Annotated in this window: 22 protein-coding genes; 12 read left to right on the top strand and 10 right to left on the bottom strand. The window is 64.2% G+C overall.

Annotated features, from left to right (window positions below; genetic code table 11):
* The first annotated feature begins 58 nt into the window (after positions 1-58).
* A complete protein-coding gene (pth, locus tag D1227_RS09730) occupies positions 59-676 on the top strand; it encodes an aminoacyl-tRNA hydrolase (RefSeq protein WP_119377592.1) in 618 nt (205 codons plus the stop codon).
* Between the two features lie 10 nt (positions 677-686).
* On the opposite strand, the gene D1227_RS09725 is transcribed toward pth, so the two are convergent.
* Entirely contained in the window at positions 687-1,703 is a 1,017-nt protein-coding gene (locus D1227_RS09725; protein ID WP_119377593.1) for a TIR domain-containing protein, read from the bottom strand.
* Between the two features lie 148 nt (positions 1,704-1,851).
* Here D1227_RS09725 and ychF point away from each other — a divergent pair, with 148 nt between their 5' ends.
* The 3 genes from ychF (at position 1,852) to D1227_RS09710 (ending at position 4,132) form a co-directional block, all read left to right on the top strand.
* Positions 1,852-2,949: a redox-regulated ATPase YchF gene (gene ychF / locus D1227_RS09720; protein ID WP_119404581.1), complete on the top strand. Its 1,098-nt coding sequence runs from the start codon at positions 1,852-1,854 to the stop codon at positions 2,947-2,949.
* A gap of 95 nt (positions 2,950-3,044) precedes the next feature.
* Positions 3,045-3,503: an EF-hand domain-containing protein gene (locus D1227_RS09715; protein WP_119404580.1), complete on the top strand. Its 459-nt coding sequence runs from the start codon at positions 3,045-3,047 to the stop codon at positions 3,501-3,503.
* Between the two features lie 137 nt (positions 3,504-3,640).
* Positions 3,641-4,132 (top strand): flavodoxin family protein, encoded by a 492-nt coding sequence (locus D1227_RS09710; protein WP_119404579.1) that lies wholly within the window; start codon positions 3,641-3,643, stop codon positions 4,130-4,132.
* Here D1227_RS09710 and D1227_RS09705 read toward each other — a convergent pair.
* Positions 4,129-4,521 (bottom strand): VOC family protein, encoded by a 393-nt coding sequence (locus D1227_RS09705; RefSeq protein WP_119404578.1) that lies wholly within the window; start codon positions 4,519-4,521, stop codon positions 4,129-4,131. The two genes, D1227_RS09710 and D1227_RS09705, sit on opposite strands and share 4 nt — an antisense overlap.
* Complete coding sequence (locus D1227_RS09700) at positions 4,506-5,147, bottom strand: RNA polymerase sigma factor (RefSeq protein WP_119404577.1); 642 nt, start codon at positions 5,145-5,147, stop codon at positions 4,506-4,508. Before D1227_RS09700 ends, D1227_RS09705 begins: the two co-directional genes overlap by 16 nt.
* A 107-nt stretch (positions 5,148-5,254) precedes the next feature.
* Here D1227_RS09700 and D1227_RS09695 point away from each other — a divergent pair, with 107 nt between their 5' ends.
* From D1227_RS09695 to D1227_RS09665, 7 genes are all read left to right on the top strand, one after another.
* Entirely contained in the window at positions 5,255-6,625 is a 1,371-nt protein-coding gene (locus tag D1227_RS09695) for a DNA recombination protein RmuC (protein WP_119404576.1), read from the top strand.
* A 48-nt stretch (positions 6,626-6,673) separates the two neighbouring features.
* On the top strand, positions 6,674-7,234 hold the full coding sequence (gene def / locus D1227_RS09690; protein WP_119404575.1) for a peptide deformylase: 561 nt from the start codon (positions 6,674-6,676) through the stop codon (positions 7,232-7,234).
* A 180-nt stretch (positions 7,235-7,414) separates the two neighbouring features.
* Positions 7,415-8,368: a methionyl-tRNA formyltransferase gene (fmt, locus tag D1227_RS09685; protein WP_233350017.1), complete on the top strand. Its 954-nt coding sequence runs from the start codon at positions 7,415-7,417 to the stop codon at positions 8,366-8,368.
* Positions 8,365-8,862: a GNAT family N-acetyltransferase gene (locus tag D1227_RS09680; protein WP_119377601.1), complete on the top strand. Its 498-nt coding sequence runs from the start codon at positions 8,365-8,367 to the stop codon at positions 8,860-8,862. Before fmt ends, D1227_RS09680 begins: the two co-directional genes overlap by 4 nt.
* Complete coding sequence (truA, locus tag D1227_RS09675; protein WP_119377602.1) at positions 8,859-9,632, top strand: tRNA pseudouridine(38-40) synthase TruA; 774 nt, start codon at positions 8,859-8,861, stop codon at positions 9,630-9,632. Before D1227_RS09680 ends, truA begins: the two co-directional genes overlap by 4 nt.
* 6 nt (positions 9,633-9,638) lie before the next feature.
* Positions 9,639-10,199, top strand: coding sequence for an AAA family ATPase (locus tag D1227_RS09670; RefSeq protein WP_119377603.1), 561 nt, complete (start codon positions 9,639-9,641; stop codon positions 10,197-10,199).
* Positions 10,200-10,202: 3 nt separating this feature from the next.
* Positions 10,203-10,649, top strand: coding sequence for a cupin domain-containing protein (locus tag D1227_RS09665; RefSeq protein WP_119377604.1), 447 nt, complete (start codon positions 10,203-10,205; stop codon positions 10,647-10,649).
* Here D1227_RS09665 and D1227_RS09660 read toward each other — a convergent pair whose 3' ends face one another.
* The 6 genes from D1227_RS09660 to D1227_RS09635 all read right to left on the bottom strand — a co-directional run bounded on the left by D1227_RS09660 (position 10,650) and on the right by D1227_RS09635 (position 13,986).
* A complete protein-coding gene (locus tag D1227_RS09660; RefSeq protein WP_119377605.1) occupies positions 10,650-11,120 on the bottom strand; it encodes a GNAT family N-acetyltransferase in 471 nt (156 codons plus the stop codon).
* The gene (locus D1227_RS09655) at positions 11,117-11,533 is read right to left on the bottom strand and encodes a hydrogenase (protein ID WP_119377606.1); all 417 of its coding nucleotides are present in this window, start codon (positions 11,531-11,533) and stop codon (positions 11,117-11,119) included. Before D1227_RS09655 ends, D1227_RS09660 begins: the two co-directional genes overlap by 4 nt.
* A gap of 47 nt (positions 11,534-11,580) precedes the next feature.
* Positions 11,581-11,994 (bottom strand): DUF3052 family protein, encoded by a 414-nt coding sequence (locus D1227_RS09650; protein WP_119377607.1) that lies wholly within the window; start codon positions 11,992-11,994, stop codon positions 11,581-11,583.
* A gap of 12 nt (positions 11,995-12,006) precedes the next feature.
* Entirely contained in the window at positions 12,007-12,585 is a 579-nt protein-coding gene (locus D1227_RS09645) for a hypothetical protein (protein ID WP_119377608.1), read from the bottom strand.
* A 66-nt stretch (positions 12,586-12,651) separates the two neighbouring features.
* Positions 12,652-13,476 (bottom strand): alpha/beta hydrolase, encoded by an 825-nt coding sequence (locus D1227_RS09640; RefSeq protein ID WP_119377609.1) that lies wholly within the window; start codon positions 13,474-13,476, stop codon positions 12,652-12,654.
* 15 nt (positions 13,477-13,491) lie between these two features.
* On the bottom strand, positions 13,492-13,986 hold the full coding sequence (locus tag D1227_RS09635; RefSeq protein ID WP_119377873.1) for a CinA family protein: 495 nt from the start codon (positions 13,984-13,986) through the stop codon (positions 13,492-13,494).
* Positions 13,987-14,103: 117 nt separating this feature from the next.
* On the opposite strand from D1227_RS09635, the gene D1227_RS09630 reads away from it, so the two are divergent.
* Entirely contained in the window at positions 14,104-14,574 is a 471-nt protein-coding gene (locus D1227_RS09630) for a MaoC family dehydratase (RefSeq protein WP_119377610.1), read from the top strand.
* Here D1227_RS09630 and D1227_RS09625 read toward each other — a convergent pair.
* Complete coding sequence (locus D1227_RS09625) at positions 14,571-15,566, bottom strand: helix-turn-helix domain-containing protein (protein WP_119377611.1); 996 nt, start codon at positions 15,564-15,566, stop codon at positions 14,571-14,573. The genes D1227_RS09630 and D1227_RS09625 overlap by 4 nt on opposite strands.
* Positions 15,567-15,635 lie beyond the last annotated feature (69 nt).

The following is a 15,635-nucleotide window of genomic DNA, read 5'->3' as shown; positions in this document are numbered from 1 at the left end:
GCTGACTGGCCAGCCCAGGCCCACAGGGCCTGACACGGGTGCGAGCGCGGAGCCTGTCATGCAGATTCTTGCAGGCCAGGGAAATCCCGGCGCGAAGTATGCCGGAAACCGGCACAATCTCGGTTTCATGGTACTTGACCGTATCGCATCCGACCATGGCTTCGGCCCATGGAAGCAGCGTTTCCAGAGTGAGGCCGCTGAAGGCACCATCCAGACCGCGAACGGTCCGGTGAAGCTGCTCCTGCTGAAACCGCAGACCTTCTACAATGAAAGCGGCCGCGCCGCTGGCGAAGCTGCGCGTTTCTACAAGCTGCCGGCAGAGGCCGTCACTGTCTTCCATGACGAGATCGATCTAGCGCCCGGCCGTGTGCGCGTGAAGCGCGGCGGCGGGCATTCCGGCAATAATGGTATCCGCTCCATGCTGGCGCATCTTGGCCCGGACGTGCGCCGCATCCGGCTCGGTGTCGGCCATCCTGGCGACAAGACCAAGGTGATGCCCTATGTGCTCGCCGATTTCGCGAAGGCAGAGAAGGAATGGGTCGAGGCCCTGCTGGACGCCTGCTCCCGCGCACTGCCCTATCTCGTCGAGGGCAATGACGAGCGTTATCAGACGGAAGTCCTGAGACTGGCGCCGGCGCCCAAGTCCGATCCGCGCAAGGACGCGCGCGAAAGCTAGCGGCCGCGGCCTATTCGGCCGGTTCTGCCTCTTCGGTATCGTCGATGATCGGCCCAGTGCGCAGCGGCGGAATCTCAATGAGTGAGCGCGGCACCTGGCCGGGCGGACAGACATCCATCACGACAGGCCGCGCATTGGCGATCGCCGGCATGCCGGCCGCCGGCGCACTCGCCGTCGTTGTCGAGCGGAAAGCGTAGGCCAGCAGCATCATCAGGACGATGCCGGCGATGATCGGGCCAAGCATGACCCAGCCGATCTCCTGACGGTCTTCATCGCGCAGCGACGGTTCGGCCGGGCGCCGATACGGCATCGCGGACGGCGAGACAGGCGGGTTCAGCTTGATCTTCGGAACGAGGTTGTCGGTATTCGGCGTTTCCGGCGCGGCCGTATCCTTGGCTGGCGCCGCGTCGGACGCTGCCGGTGTGCTGGCACCCGCCGCTTTGGTCGCAGTCTTGCTGGCCGTGGTCTTCTTCGCAGCCGGCTTCTTGGTCGCCGCTTTCTTCTTCGCCGCAGCAGCCTTGCCTGCAAGCGAAATCGGGTCGCGCGGATGCGCCTTCTTCCACGCATCCTTGGCTTCGGTGTCGCCCGCGGCGATCTTCAGAAAGTCCGACAGGTCCTTGCGGCGCTGCTTCTTGCCCAGCGCGTCGGCCAGGTCGAACAGCCCGTTCGGGATTCGCTTCGGGCCCATGCCTGTCAGCTTGAACCGCTCATCCTTGTCGAATGGCTCGTCTGGAGTCGTCGCGTCGAGATCGGCCTGGAACAGGGCGTTCCTGCGCGAGCGCGCAAGGTGCGCAATCGAATGCACCCAGTCGCTGTCGCCTGTGCTCGTGTCACACGCCGCCTTCGACCACAGCACCAGCACGGCGCCGGACCTGTTCGCATCGTTCAGGTCGCGCGTGGTCGGCGTGGTGTGCTCACGCTTGGCGTCGTAGCGGACCCTGAATTTCAGCGACCGCAAGCGCTTTGCGACCAGTTCAGCTTTCGCCTTGTCCGCCATGGCAGACGCGATCATCACGTCATAAGCCATCGATAGTCCTCCGGGTTTTACCCACACCTGATGCAAGCTTTGCGCCTGTCTTCAGCCCTGAATACCAGTTTCTACACACAAAACACCCTGTCCTGCTGCGCAAAATGCGCTATGCCGCTCGCCGCAAGACCAGCCGGAGGAGTGTTCCATGGGATTCAAGTGCGGCATCGTCGGCCTGCCGAATGTTGGCAAGTCCACCCTGTTCAATGCGCTGACCCAGACGGCGGCCGCCCAGGCGGCGAACTATCCGTTCTGCACGATCGAGCCGAATGTTGGCGAGGTCGCCGTGCCTGAACCGCGCCTTGCCGAGCTGGCCAAAATTGCCGGATCCAAGGAAATCATTCCGGCGCGGATGAACTTTGTCGATATTGCCGGCCTCGTCGAAGGTGCCTCCAAGGGCGAAGGCCTCGGCAACCAGTTCCTTGCCAATATCCGCGAAACCGACGCGATCATCTACGTCCTGCGCTGCTTCGAGGATGACGACATCACGCATGTCGCCGGCCGCGTCGATCCCATCGCCGACCTCGATATCGTCGAGACCGAGCTGATGATCGCCGACATGGAGAGCCTGGAGAAGCGCCGCGCAGGCGTCGAGAAGAAAGCCAAGTCCGGCGAGAAGGAAGCGAAGGAAACCCTGGCCCTGCTCGACCTTGCGCTCGCCGAACTCAATGAAGGCCGCCCGGCGCGCATGGCCGATGTGCCGAAGGAAGACCGCAAGGCGTGGCGGATGCTGCAGCTGCTGACCGCCAAGCCGGTCCTGCTGGTCGCCAATGTCGATGAGGAGAGCGCGGCCACAGGCAACAAGTATTCAGAGGCCGTCATGGAACGCGCTGCAAAGGAAGGCGCCGAGGCCGTTGTCATATCGGCCCAGATCGAGGCCGAGATGGCCGTTCTGGACCCAGCCGAGCGGGCCGAGTTCCTGGAAATGCAGGGCCTCGAAGAGCCGGGCCTCAACCGTCTCATCCACGCCGGCTACAAGCTGCTCGGCCTGCAGACCTATTTCACGGTCGGCCCGAAGGAGGCCCGCGCCTGGACCATTCGCAAGGGCTGGACGGCCCCGCAGGCCGCTGGCGTCATCCATGGCGACTTCGAGAAAGGCTTCATCCGCGCCGAGACCATCGCCTATGACGATTTCATCGCCTGTGGCGGTGAAACGGCGGCCAAGGAAGCGGGCAAGATGCGCGCGGAAGGCAAGGAATACGTCGTCCAGGAAGGCGACGTGATGCACTTCCGATTCAACGTCTGAGGCGGTTTGGACCACCCCCTCAGATTGATCTGAAATTCACTGGAACACGCTCCGGTTGCCCTCCGTTGGTTGGGCATCAAAGAAAGGAGCCAACCATGACACTCAGCAAACATTTCTTTTCCGCCCTTCTCGCCTCAACCGCCCTTGGCGCAGCCATCACGATTGCGCCGGCACCGGCATCAGCCGAATCCGAAGCGACCGACGACACCTATCAGTGGCGCACCTTCGAAGATGTCGATGTTGACCGCAGCGGTTTTGTCGAAGACGGCGAGTACTATGCCTATGCATTCGGCATGGCCGACTGGGACAATGACGGCTATCTCGAAGACACCGAATGGGTCTCCTTCACCGAAACCTTCCATGACGACTGGGACCTCGATGAGGAGGCTTACATCGAATACGACTCCGATGGTGATGGCATGATCGACTTCGTCGAATATGCCGATGCCACGAACGATGCCGACCTGTTCGACGACTGGGACTTCAATGATGACGACGCCGTCGACACTCAGGACTGGGATCAGGTCCGCGTCAAATATTACGATGACGAGTAAATCGGTCCGATGACCCAGACGCCATTCGAGCCGAATGGCGCGCCGCCCGCCTGCCCGACCCTGTGCAGGCGGGCTTTTTGTGATCTGCAGGAGTCCCGCTAGACAGCGAGAACCAAACACAATGCGGTTGCCACGCCATGCCCAAACTCCTCATCATCTACTTCTCCCGCACCGGCGGCGCCAAGCAGATGGCCAAAGCCGCCTTCGAGGCCGCGCAGTCCGAAGACGGCACCGAGGCTATCCTGAAATGGGCTGAAGACGCCGGGCCGGACGACCTGCTCGCCGCCGACGGCTATATCTTCTGCGCACCGGAGAACCTCGCCGCCATTGCCGGCGGCATGAAGGAGTTCTTCGACCGCTCCTATTATAGCGTCCTCGGCAAGATCGAAGGCCGGCCCTACGCCCAGATGATCTGCGCCGGCTCCGATGGCGAAAACGCGATGAAACAGACCGCCCGGATCGCGACCGGCTGGCGGCTAAAAGTAGCGCAGGAGCCGTTCATCATCTGCACCCACGCCCAGACAACCGAGCAGATCCTCGCCGACAAGACCATCGGCGAGGAAGACCTGCAAAAGTGCCGCGAGCTCGGCGAAGCGATGGCCGCCGGGCTCGCCATGGGCGTCTTCTAGCGCGGCTTGTCCGGCGCCTGGTACATGGACAGGGTGTGGCCGTCGGGGTCGGCGAAATCAGCCGTCAGGCCGCCGTCCGGGGCGTGCGAGACCGGGGTCACAATCGTCACCCCCTTTGACGCCAACCCCTCAACGATCGCCTCGATCCCGCCCTCCGCGAGCTCGAAGACGGGGACCGGACTGTCGCCCTGCTTGCCCGGCATCTGGAAGAAGATGAGGCTGACACCATTGGCCATGCCGGCCATCAGCCAGTCAGCCCCGCCGCTTTCGCCCGGTTCGCCGGGCATGCGGTTCAGGTCCAGGCCGAGGGTCTCCCTGTAGAACGCCTCCGTCCGGTCGATGTCCGAGACATAGAAAACGATGGCGCCGATATTCATTTTTGCGAGCATGGATGTCTCCCCTTTTCTGGTGGCTCACCCTGCTGTTGCCGCGTGGCCGGCTTTTGTGAGCTGGCAATGACAAATAAATGCCCGTCCGGGTCATGGCTGGCGAGGAAACCGCCGCGCGCCTTCAGCCGCTCGACCATGCTGCGCCGGAGCGCACCAAAGGGTAGCGCACCCTGCAGCGCCGGGCCGCCCTCGCCTTCCGGCAAACCGTCCAGGGCGCGTTTCAGCTGCGATATCCGCTGGCGCAGCGCGGTATCCGACAGGCCGAGAAGCCAGGCGATTTCCGGCCGCGTCGCCCCGGCAAAGGCAAGCAAGGCGACCAGCCGCAGCGAACGCGGCAGCGCGGACACATCCGGCAGGCCAGCGGTGCTGCGTTCAATGGTCAGAGCTGCCCCGTCCTGCCAGGCTGTCTCGCGGGCCTTGCGGCGCACCGCTCCGCGAGCCGCCATGCGAGCCTTGTTGCGGATCACGCCTTTCAGCCAGGCCCGTGTCTGTCCGGATGTAAAATCCGTTCGCCCGGCCTCGATCGCGGCCAGCAGCGCCTGCTGGACAAGATCGTCCGCCTCATCCGCCGACCGGGCATGCCGGCGCGCCACAGCCTTCAATGACGGGTCCATACTCGCGATCATGCCCCACCCTGCCTGCCGCTCCACACTGGACGGCGCCATTTGTTCCTTGTATGTTCTGAGCGCTTGCGGACAAGAGAGTCAAGCCGAATCGGACTAGGAATAATGCCATGGACGCTTTCATCACCATCGGCTCGGTCGGCCTCGACCTTATCCACCTCATCCTTTTCGTCACAGCGGCCGCGCTGGCCGGCGTCCTGATCTGGATGCGCGGCGAGCTGCAGACGCGCGCGGGCGACGTTGAGCGGGACCTCGCCCACACACAGGACTTGCTCGAAACGGCCAAGGCCGAGCGCGAGGATTTGCGTCAGCAGCTGAAGACACAGGCAGCGGTGGCCGAAGAGGCAAAGATCGCTCTCGCCCGCGCCGAAGCGCGCAGTGAGGAAGACGAGAAGAAGTTCGCCGACCTCGCCCAGCGCGTGCTCGACCAGTCGAGCCGGCGCTTCCTGACTCAGGCCGATGAGCATTTCAAACGCCACAAGGAAGGCGCGCAGTCCAACCTCAAGGAGCTGATGAGCCCGATCAACAAGAACCTTGAGGACTTTGCGAAAAAGGTCGCTGACCTCGAAAAGGTCCGGGCTCAGGACAAGTCCGCCATTCAGGAACAGGTCAAGGCCATTGGCGAGAGCCTGAAGATGCACACGACCGAGACCAACAAGCTCGTCACCGCGCTGTCTGCCCCGAAAGGCGGCGGTCGCTGGGGCGAGACGACGCTGCGCAATGTCATGGAGCATGCCGGCCTGTCGGCCCATTGCGACTTCTCCGAACAGGTGCATGACCGCGTCGACGACAAGTCGATCCGCCCGGACGTGATCATCAAGCTGCCCGGCGGACGCGAGATCGTGGTCGACTCAAAGGTCTCCATTGAGGACTATCTGAAAGCGCTCGACGAGACCGACCCGGCTCGTCGCGCGGCCTATCTCAAGGCGCATGGCCAGAAGGTTCGAGAACACATCAAGCGCCTTGGCTCGAAGGACTATCAGAGCGCCTTTTCCAAGCGCGTGGACTTCGTCGCCCTCTTCATCCCGGGCGAGAATTTCTACGTCGCCGCCCTCGAGCACGAGCCGGACCTGTTCGACTTTGCCGCCGCACGCCAGGTCATCGTGGTGACGCCCTCCACCCTGCTCGCCCTCGCCAAGGCGGTCGCCTATGGCTGGCGCCAGGAACAGGCAACCGAGAATGCCCGCCAGGCCGCGGAGCTAGGCCGTGATCTCTATGCCCGTCTCACCACGCTGGGCGGCCATGTCGAGAAGGTCGGCAAGTCGCTGAATGGCGCCGTGGACGCCTATAACAAGCTCGGCTCCAGCCTGACCTCTCGCGTCCTGCCAGCGGCCCGCAAGTTCGAGGATTTGCAGATCGCCCCCCCGGAAAAATCGGTCCCGGAGATCGAGACCATCGAGAAACGCGCCATGCTGCCGGACCGCACCGGCGAGCTCGATTTCTCCAGCGCCGACAATGAGGATGAGGAGGATGCGGCGTAGTCAGCCACCAGCGTTGATTTTCCGCCGCCCGCCACCTATTTTCTCCGCATGGCCATTCGTGAAATCATCACCGTCCCGGACCCGCGTCTGAAGGAAGTCTCCAAGCCCGTCGAAGGCGGCGTCACGGATGAAATCCGCGCGCTGATGGATGACATGCTGGAGACCATGTACGACGCCCCCGGCATCGGCCTTGCGGCGATCCAGATCGGCGTGCCCCAGCGCGTCATCGTGATGGACCTTGCCGGCGAAGGCGAGGAGCCCAATCCGCGCTATTTCGTGAACCCGGAAATCCTGCCGCTGACCGAAGACCTGGCGCCTTATGAAGAAGGCTGCCTGTCGGTGCCGGACGTGTTCGACGAGGTTGAGCGCCCGACGCGCTGCCGTGTCAGGTACCTCGATTACAATGGCAAGGAAGTCGAGGAGATTGCCGAGGGCATGTATGCGGTCTGCATCCAGCACGAGATGGACCACCTCGAAGGCACGCTCTTCATCGACCACCTGTCGCGGCTGAAACGCCAGCGCGCCATCGACAAGGTGAAGAAGGCGAACCGCCTGAACGCCAAGGCCTCGAAGTCGCGTGCTCGTTCCACACCGGCCACGGTGGCCTAGGACAGATTATTGCTGGGCAATTGACATTTGACGCCTCACCACGGCTGGACCGTGGTGCCCATCTCCAATGGTCGATTTTCCTGAGAACTCCGGGGATGGACCGAACGGTCAAGCCGCAGGGCCGCGTCGGTTTTCACCGAGCCGCTTGCACTTCCCCGCCGCTTCGCTAGACCCCGCCACATGACGACACCCCTGCGCATCGCCTTCATGGGCAGCCCTGATTTCTCCGTGCCGGTCCTCGCCGCCCTCGTCGAGGCGGGTCACGAGATTGCCTGCGTCTATTCCCAACCGCCCCGCCCGGCAGGCCGTGGCAAGAAGCTGCGCCCGACCCCCGTGCATGCCTGGGCAGAAGACCATGGGTTTGAGGTGCGCACGCCCAAATCCCTCAAACCCGCCGAGGAGAAAGCCCGCTTTGCCGCCCTCGACCTCGATGCCGCCGTCGTCGTCGCCTATGGCCTGATCCTGCCACAGGCGGTGCTCGATGCGCCGCGCCTTGGCTGCCTGAACATGCACGCCTCGCTGCTGCCGCGATGGCGCGGCGCCGCGCCGATCCAGCGCGCCATCATGGCCGGGGACGAGATGACCGGCGTGCAGGCAATGATGATGGAAGCCGGCCTCGATACCGGCCCCGTGCTCGCCAGCGAGGAGACGCGCATCTTTCCCTTCGACACGGCCGGCAGCCTGCACGACAAGCTCGCCGACCTCGCCGCCGACCTCGCCCCGCGCGCGCTGGAAGGCCTGGCCGATGGCAGCCTGAAACCGGTTCCTCAGGCCGAGGACGGCGTCACCTATGCTTCGAAGATCACCGCCGCCGACCAGCGCATCGACTGGTCGCAGCCGGCCCACGCGGTCGACTGTCAGATCCGGGGGCTTTCGCCCTTCCCCGGCGCCTGGTTTCACTGGACGCCTGCGGGCGAGACCGAACCGCTGCGGATCAAGGCCCTGTCCAGCCGCCTCACAGACGAAACCCATGACCAGCCGCCAGGCACCGTGCTGGACGACACGCTGCACGTGGCCTGCGGCGATGGCGGCGCGGTGCGCCTGCACGCCTTGCAGAAACCCGGTTCGCGCGCCATGGAGGCAGACGACTTCCTGCGCGGTAACAAGGTGGCGAAAGGCACCCGCTTCGAATGAGAGACATCTGGACCCGCCTCGCCCGCCCGGAAGACGCCGACGCCATCGCCGCGCTCAATACCGAGGCCTTCGGCTCACCGGCCGAGGCCAACATCGTCGCCCGCCTCGCTGAAGACGGCGACAGCCTCGCCTCGCTGGTTGCCCATGACGACCGCGACATTCTCGGCCACATCCAGTTCTTCCGCATCCTCGTCGATGGCAATGACATCGCCGCCGGGCTCGGCCCGATGAGCGTGAAGCCGGGCCGGCAGGCATCGGGGATCGGACGCGGGCTCATCAAGCTTGGCATGACGATGATGGAAGGCCAGGGCCGCGGGCTGGTCTTCGTGCTCGGCCATGCCGACTATTATCCGAAATTCGGCTTCTCGCCCGCCGTCGCCGCCCGCTACCAGGCGCCATGGTCGGGCCCGGCCTTCATGGGCATCGAACTGCGCGAGGACGCCCCGCGCGAAGGTGAGCTCACCTATCCGAAAGCCTTCACGGCACCCGCATGAGCCAGCGTGTCCGCCTCCTGATCGAATATGACGGCCGGCCCTTCTATGGCTGGCAGCGTCAGGACGACCAGCCGACCGTACAGGGCGCGCTGGAAGACGCCTGCGCCATGCTCGACGGCGCGCCGGTCCTGGTGCAGGGCGCCGGGCGCACCGATGCTGGCGTCCACGCCACAGGTCAGGTCGCGCATATCGACCTCCTAAAGCCGAGGCCGATCCGCAAGATCGCCGACGCGCTGAACTTCCACCTGCGGCCCAAACCGGTCGCCGTGCTGAAGGCCGAGGAAGTCGACCAGAATTTCCATGCCCGTTTCTCCGCAACGGGGCGGGCCTATCGCTATATCATCGTCAACCGGCGCGCGGACCTCACCGTCGACAAGGGCCTTGTCTGGCGCGTGCCCCAGCAGCTCGACACCGATGCCATGCAGGCCGCCGCCCGCCACCTGATCGGCGAACATGACTTCTCAACCTTCCGCGATGCCGAGTGCCAGGCAGCCAGCCCCGTCAAGACGCTCGACACGCTCGAGGTTCACCGGATGGCGGGCCGGGTGGAGATCACAGCCACGGCCCGCAGCTTCCTGCACCGGCAGGTCCGCTCCATTGTCGGCAGCCTGGTCGAGGTCGGCCGGGGCGTGCGAGATCCGGGCTGGATGAAGGAGATCCTGGAAGCATGTGAGCGCTCAGCCTGCGGGCCGGTCGCTCCGCCGGACGGGCTCTATCTTGAGCGGGTGATGTATGAAGACCATCCCTGGGGTCAGGCGACAGGAAAGTGAGGCCAGGTGAGAGACCGGCGCCGGATCGTGATCTCGGGCTGCTCTTCGGGCGGCAAGTCCTCCCTGCTGGGCGAACTGTCAGCGCGCGGGTATCACACCGTCGAGGAGCCTGGCCGGAATATTGTGCGCGAGGCGCTGGCGACGGGCGGGGACGCGTTGCCATGGATCAACCCCGAAGCCTTTGTGCGCAAGGCGATCGAGTATGCGCACGAGACCCTGCATGCTGTTGCGAACCTCGACGCGCCCGTTTTCTTCGACCGGTCCGCCGTCGACGCACTGGCGCATTTCGAGCGGCTGTCGATTTCCGCGCCGCCTGAGCTGAAGGCGATCGGAGAGGCCTGCCTTTATTCCAACCCTGTCTTCTTCGCTCCGCCCTGGGAAGCACTCTACGAACAGGATGACGAGCGCCCGCTACCCTTCGACATCGCCGTGCTCGAATATCAGTGGCTGCGCCATGCCTATCCGAAACGCGGCTATGCCATCATTGACCTGCCAAAAGCAAGCGTGGCGACACGGGCGGACTTCATGCTACGAGCACTCGGCCTGACACTCACGAAAAAGACCTGAGCCATGCCCAAGATCGACCTTGCCGCTGTGCCCGAAAAGAGCGGTACGAATTATCCCGATCCACATGCCATGAAGGTAAAGGCGCGGCGCTGGAAGCCCGTCGGCGATGCGGGCGGTCTCAGCCTGATCGGCGTAAACTATTGCACCATCCCGCCGGGCACATGGTCGAGCCAGATGCATGACCACAGCCATGAGGATGAATTCGTGATCATCCTTTCAGGCGAAGGCCGGCTCGTCACCAGCAAGGGCGAGGACATTTTGAAACCGGGGGAGATGGCGGCCTTCCCGGCCGGGGGCGAGGCCCATCATATTCGGAATGAAGGCAGCGAAGACCTTGTCTTTCTCGTTGTCAGCAACCGGAACGAGATGGATGGCTGCACCTATCCCGGCCTCGACATGAAGGTCGGCCCGGACGGCATCTACCGCCATGAGGACGGAACGCCCTACTGATCAGGCCAGCCGCTTCTCCATCGCCCAGTTGTGGATCGAGACGCCGTCGACATTCAGCTCCCGGCGGCGAAGAATGAGAAAGCCCGCCTTCCGGAAGACAGGCTTTGCCGCTTCGCTGGCCTCCGTGAATAGCCGGTCGATCCCGACAGAGCGCGCATTGCTTTCCACTGCTTCCAGCAAAGCCGTCGCAACGCCTTGCCGGGCAAAGGCCGGATCGCAATAGAGCATGTCGATATGACCGTCGGCGGCATGGTCGCTGAAGGCGATGGCCCGGTCCTCGCGGTCCGTCGCGATGAAGGTTACCCGGCCGTCGGAATAGAGCCCATCGAGGCGTTCGGCACTGACGCGCGGGCCCGACCAGGCCGCGACCTGCTCGGCTGAATAGAATTCCCGGCCGATCTTGCGGACCGCTCGCAGGAAGATGTCTTCCATGCGGCCGGCATCCTCAGGCTGGTAGGGGCGGATCTTCATGTCTTTCTCAGAAATCCGGCAAGAACCAGCGCTGTCCCCGCCAGCATGGCCAGCGTCAGCGAGAGCAGCATAACCGAGACAATCGCTTCCTGCCATCCCGGCGCCGTGGGATCCGGCGAAATAATCGGCGTCAGCTGTCCCGTGCCCCAGAAAGCCGCAAGACTTGTCGCCAGCCAGTTGGCGACCGTCCCGAAAGCCAGGAGCCAGAAGCAGAGCGGTTCGAGCTTTTCGCCCAGCGAAACATGCGGCCAGGCTGCGCCCAGTGCGATCAGGAACATGCCATTGGTGAGCCCCTGCATGTGCGCCGACAGGCCCATTCGGGGATTGGCCATGATCCCCGGAAGCAGGCCGGAGACCAGTCCGAGCAGGAACAGCGCCGCCCCCAGCACCAGAAACCGCTTTTGAATTGTCATGTCTTCCTCCCTGTTATTCGTCACGCGGAGGCAAGCAGGGGGCTCACTCATCCCTTCTTGCGACGCATCAGCTTGAGGCCCGACCAGTCGGCATCGACCGCACAGACCTTCACATCGACCAGACCCATAGGCAGCGCCACACGGCGCACATCGTCCTCGGTCATGTCGCGCCACAGCTTCGAGGATTTCTTTGGCCACGACACCCAGATCATTCCGCCTTCCGCCAGATGCGCGAAAACCGGCGCCAGTCCGGCTTCGAGGTCGGCGGTCTCGCGGCAGAAGAGATGAAGGAACGCCCAGTCCCCCTCCAGCCTGTCGGAGGCCGGCACATGGGTGACCGGAAAGGCGTCGATCAGCGCGTCATACTGTTCGGGCGCGGCAATCACGGCGGCCTGCATACCGTCTTTCAGGCCCAGCTTCTGTGCCAGAGGCTTTCCTGAATATCCGGCGGTCTGGGCCATTCGTCCTGCCTCCTACTCGGTGTTGAGAGCTGCCTCAAAATCCTCGAGCGGGAACTGCGCCCGGTCGCACATCGAGGTGCGGTAGACGCCATTGCTGCCCTGCGCCAGCAACAGCACCTGCGCCCCCGGGCGATAGCGCACGCCGCAGGCCGGCATGCCGGGGTCCATCGATTTCACGACCACGTGACGCGACATCTCACCCTTCAGCACACTCTGCACATGCATCATGGTAAGGTGCGACCCGATCACATAAGGCGCCGGCCGGTAGGTGGACTGGCTGTAGAAATTGTCCATGAAGTCCGCCAGCGGCGGCACATCCTCGCCCGCCGCCAGCGCCTCTGCATAGGTCCGTAGCGCCTCGGCCTTCTCGTCCTGGTACGACTTGTACGCCTCGGCCTCCGCCGTCTCGCTCTCGGATTCCAGCGCCCAGCTTTCGCCGACTGTGACCACGGCGACGAGGTCATACCCGGCCGCCTGGGCCTCGGCGCTTTCGGCCGGTGCGCAGGAGCAGGCCAGCGCTGGCCCGGCGCCGAGGGCCAGCACGGCGGCGGCGATCAGGCCGGCACGTCGAATATTCCGGATAATTTTCACGCCTGCCCCCTCATCTCAGCCTGCCGGCCAGTAAGGTCCGTCGCGGCGCCGGGGTCAAGGCGGCGTTCAATTCAGGCGCGCGCGCAGCCAGCCGAGCACCGTCTCCATCGCCCGCTTGCGGTCGGTGTCGTCGAGCAGCTCATGATAGCCGCCCTTGAATTCCTCAAGCGTCTTGTCGCTGGCCGGCACCGTCTCGACAAAGCGGCGGCTGCCGCTGATCGGAACGAGCCGGTCCGCATCGCCGTGGATGACGAGCACTGGCAGCTGCCAGCCCTCAAATTCGCGCCAGGCCCGATCGAGTACCTTGAAGGCCGTCGCTCCCGTCCGGGCAGCCGGTGCGCGCTTTATGACCATCGGATCGTCGCGATAGGCGTTGACGACAGCGGCGTCGCGGGAGATGGCATCGGCGTCCAGCGGCGGGGTCAGACGGGCTGTCGGCGCGATGGCCGCGACGGCCCCGGCAATCGCACGGAGCACTGGATTGACGTCGATCTCCAAGGCGGGCGCGCTCAGCACGACGCCGGCTGTTCCGTCAGGATCGTGCGCAGCGCTGGCCGCCGTCACCAGGCCGCCGAGCGAGTGGCCGAACAGGAAGAGCGGGCGGCGATCGCCTGCCAGGGTCTTGCGCGCGGCCAGATGGTGCGAGACGGCCCGTTTCAGGTCGATCATCCCGCGCGGACCGGGTGTGCGGCCATGGCCGATGGCGTCATAGGCATAGACGCTGATCCCGGCCGCGTTCAGCGCCGGAATAAGGCCGCCATGGCCCGTAACGAACCGCTCGGCATATTCGCCATAGCCATGATGCAGCAACAGGTTGGCTTTCGGCTGGTCTGCTGGCCAGGCATAGCCGACAACCGGCGCTCCGGAGGTCCATCTTTCAGTCGCGGCCATGGGCGTTCTCCTTGTTCAGCTCAAGGCGTTGTGCAGCAGTTGCAGCGCCTCATAGGCAAACCGGCGCATATTCTCTTCGCGATCGGACAAGCCCGTCTCCAGCGTGCGGGACAGTTCGAGCGGGCCGGTCTCGTCTTCGCCGATCAGCGCGACGCAGGTATGACCAGCGGCATCGCCATATGGATTGCCGGACGGCCCGGATGCACCGGTCTCACAAAGGCCCCAGCTGGCGTCCAGCTTGCCGCGAATGGTACGCGCCAGGACGCGGGCATAGGGCTCGGTCGATGAGCGCATGCCCTCGATGTCGGCCCGGCCAAGCCCCATCAGTCCGCGAAAGGCCTGCGGCGTATAGATGACACCGCCGCCGCGATAGAACGCCGATGCGCCCGGCTGTGCCAGCAGCGCCGCCGAAATCAGGCCGCCAGACGACGATTCGGATATGGCGACGGTCTCGCCACGCGCTTTCAGCCGCTCGCCGATCTCGGCTGCGATGGGAAGAAGTGTATTCATCCACCGCTTGAAGCAGCCGCCCCGCGCCTTGGCAAGCCGGACTGCCGTACCGTCAGGCTTGGCGGAAGGCGGGCGCTTCGTCATTTAGGGCCTTCAGGAAACCATCGAGGACAGGGAATGAAGTATTTCGAGGATCTGGAAATCGGTACCATCACGCGCTCGCCGCGCAGCTATGAGGTGACGCGCGAGGAAGTCATCGAATTTGCGGGCAAGTACGATCCCCAGCCCTTCCACCTCGATGACGAGGCTGCAAAGCAGACCTTTTTCGGGCGGCTGTCCGCATCGGGCTGGCATACGGCGGCGATGACGATGCGCCTGATGGTCGAGACCTTCCAGGCCGGCGAGCCGCAGGCCGGCCTTGGCTCACCCGGCATTGACGAGCTGAAATGGATCAAGCCGGTCTATCCGGGCGACACGCTGCGCACTGAGTCGGAGCTGATTTCCAAACGGCGGATGAAGAGCCGGCCCGATATGGGGCTTACCAAATCCGAAACACGTGTCTTCAACCAGGATGACGAGCTGGTCATGAGCATGATCGGCAATGGCCTCATCCGGGTGCGCGACCCGGACGCGCCTGTCGAGGACTAGTCGGCCGGCGCCCCGGCCCGGCTGATCCCGCACTCGAAGCGCTTGCGATAGGCGTGCGGGGTGATGCCCGCAATTTCTCGGAAAGCGGCGCGGAAGGTCTCGAAGGAACCGAACCCGCACTGGTGCGAAACATCAGACAGCGGAAGCTGCGTCTTTTCCAGCAGGCTCATTGCCCGCAGGACGCGCTCGCGGCGTAGCCATTTTAGCGGCGTTGTACCCGTCCCCTCTCGGAAGCGGCGCAGGAAGGTGCGCTCGCTCATGCCGGAGAAGGCCGCCATCTCGCCAATCTCGATGACCTGATCGAGGCGCTCGCGGGCCCAGTCGAGGACAACAGCGACAGACTGGCCAGCCCGCTCCTGGTAAGGCGCTTCGATGTATTGGGCCTGACTGCCTTCGCGATGGGGCGGCGTGACAAGGCTGCGCGCAATGCGATTGGCGATCTCACTGCCAAAGTCAGTGCGAATGATATGAAGGCTGGCATCGAGGGCCGCGCTGCTGCCTGCTGACGTAATGATCTCACCATCATCGACGTAGAGCACGTCCTCGGTCGCCTTGGTGTCGGGAAAGGCCTGTTTGAAGCCCTGCATGTAGCGCCAGTGCGTGGTTGCCCGTCGCCCTTTCAGCAGGCCGGCATGCCCGAGCACGAAACTACCTGTACAGTAGGAAACGATCCGTGCGCCCGCCTTGTGCGCGCGGCGAACCGCCTCGAGGACGTCGTCCGGCGGGATTTCATCGACCTCCCGCCAGGCCGGGACGATGAGCGTGTCGGCCTCAGCCGCAATGTCATAGCAATGATCCGGCGTCAGCGAGAAAGCGCCGAGGCTTCGCACAGGCCCGCCCGGACCGGCGACCTTGAAGTCATACCAGGGGATGCCGAGGATTTCCGGCCGCGACCAGCCGAATACCTCGACCGCGATCCCGAACTCGAACGGCCAGAACCGGTCATAGACGAGGGTCACGATGCGGTGCGGCTTTGCGGCGCCGTCAGCCATGGCTTCCTCCTCGTGTCGGGCCTCACTTTGGCGAAAATCCACCAACTGTTGGCATTATTGCCAATACAG

This window comes from Henriciella mobilis (assembly GCF_003576315.1).
GTDB lineage: Bacteria > Pseudomonadota > Alphaproteobacteria > Caulobacterales > Hyphomonadaceae > Henriciella > Henriciella mobilis.
This window is presented reverse-complemented; position numbering and strand designations above follow the sequence as displayed.